This window comes from Streptomyces sp. NPDC002958 (assembly GCF_055563255.1).
This window is the reverse complement of sequence record NZ_JBVHDS010000076.1, coordinates 1-1,896: the sequence shown is the minus strand read 5'-3', so window position 1 is coordinate 1,896 and position 1,896 is coordinate 1. Positions and strand designations below refer to the sequence as shown.

The window sequence follows — 1,896 nt, the reverse complement described above, 5'->3', positions numbered from 1 at the left end:
CAGTCCACACAACTCACGATGATCAACGGTGGCCGCACCCATGCCCACACCGGCCCTACCAGCAAGATCACGATCTACGGCTGGAGTACTAGCCATCCCAGGAAGTCGCGGAAGCGTACGCGGGAACTCCGAGAGCAGAGCCGGGCAACCGGCATGCGGTACACCGAGGCGATGCGCGCGAACGATCGCACCCAAGCCGGCGGCCAACCGTTGCCGCCGCCGCGCCGATCCCCCACCCGCACCTTGCTGTTGCCGCTCGTGCGGAATGCCCTGGCCAGCCTGTACGAACTGGACGGACTGATCCTGAGACTCCGAATGGACATGCTCCTGGACCATGAGGGGGTGCTTATGGGTTACCGGGACAGCGGGGGGGTGCCGATTCCCGGCGCGCCCATTGAGGACGTCTTCGATGCGTACTGGCAGGTGCGCAACGCACTACCCGAGGGGACGGAGGAGCTGGTGGACGGGACGGAGGAGTACCCGCCCAACATGCTGCTGCTGGTGGGACCCGACGGTGGGAGCGTGGTGCACTTGGCCACCGTTGAGGTGGCCGAGGCGGATCTCGCACTGCTCGCCGCGTTCGCCGACGCCCTCGACCACGCGGCCGGTCCACGCCCCGGCTCGGAGTTCGAGACCCTCAGGGCGGCGCTGGGCGAACTCGGGCGAGTGCCCTACTACTCGTGGATGCCCGAGGGAGATGAGGCCACCGTCGCCGACTGGGTGCGGCAAGCGCTGTCGCCGGTCCTGATCTCGCCTTTTGAGGGCCCTCGCGGCGCCGACGATCACGAGACGCTGTTCGGGGTACTGAGGTATGCCGAGGACTTGGGCTGGGAGAGCGTCGAGGTGAACCAGGACGAGAAGGAGGCGGCCGAGCGCGTGTTGGTCAGCATGATGCGTGCGGCAGGGTGGACCTGACGGGTTGCCCGGGCCCGGGGCAGCAGTGAGGTCTTGAGTCCGGTGCGCGAAGGATACGGCTTCGTACACCCCGGCGGTGCCTGAGCCGCCGACGGAACTGGGATGCGAACAGGCCCCTCAGCCTGATGCTCGAGGGGCCTGTTCGCATGGTAGCGGGGACGGGATTTGTATCCCGCAGCGGCAACGACCCGAACCGTAATGACGGCTTACGCTCGGACTGTTGGGCAATGTGGCCGGTTGGGGACTGATCGCACCACCGGTCGTGGTCGTCCGCGACCTCGAAGCTCGCATCGCCGACCTGGGGTCAGCGACGTGATTCAGTCCCGCTGAACGCGGCTTCGGGGAACAATGGGGGCGTCTCCTCCTGTTCCCCGATACCAGTGAAGGAATACAAGTTGACGATGCAGTTCCCGGCACCTGGACACGTGATCGACACCGAGATACGACTCAAGGCTCAACGGGTCCTTAAAGCCATGTCCACCGATGCCCGCAGGGTGTGGGAGGAGGCCATAGAAGAGATCAAGGAAGATGCCCTGGGCGAAGGTGTCGTGCTATCCACTCAGGCGTTCAAGGGAAAGTTCGACACTGACGATGAAGTCTGGCTCGGCCCGCGGGAGCTGAATCTGGACAGGTACATGTGTGAAGAGGGCCTGGGCGTGCTCACGTTGATCGAGTACGCCATCGCCGGAACCGTCACCCGGTGCGAAGTGGTCACGTGCCGTCAGTTCGGTGACATAGTCCACCGCATGGTGGTCGGGGAAATTGTAGTGGGCGGCACGCTATCCAACCCCACACCTCCGCCGCTTCCCTGGTAGGGCTTTGTTAGAAGGTGTCTCTTTTCCGAATCTGATGTGCGAGTTTCTGCAGGTCAGTCGCGGTTGCTTCATGTTCCAGGCAGGCTGAGGCCGTCGTGTTCGTCCTGGTGATGCGGAGGTGGCGGATGCCGTCGTTGCGGGCAGTGCTGGAGAGCCGTGAGAAGGC

The 1,896-nt window shown here is 64.5% G+C and carries 2 protein-coding genes; both read left to right on the top strand.

Annotated features, from left to right (window positions below; translation table 11 throughout):
• Positions 1–915 (top strand): hypothetical protein (locus ACZ3IC_RS34135; protein ID WP_467422610.1); only part of this gene is annotated, 915 nt, incomplete at its 5' end.
• A gap of 395 nt (positions 916–1,310) precedes the next feature.
• Complete coding sequence (locus ACZ3IC_RS34130) at positions 1,311–1,730, top strand: hypothetical protein (protein WP_467422607.1); 420 nt, start codon at positions 1,311–1,313, stop codon at positions 1,728–1,730.
• Positions 1,731–1,896 lie beyond the last annotated feature (166 nt).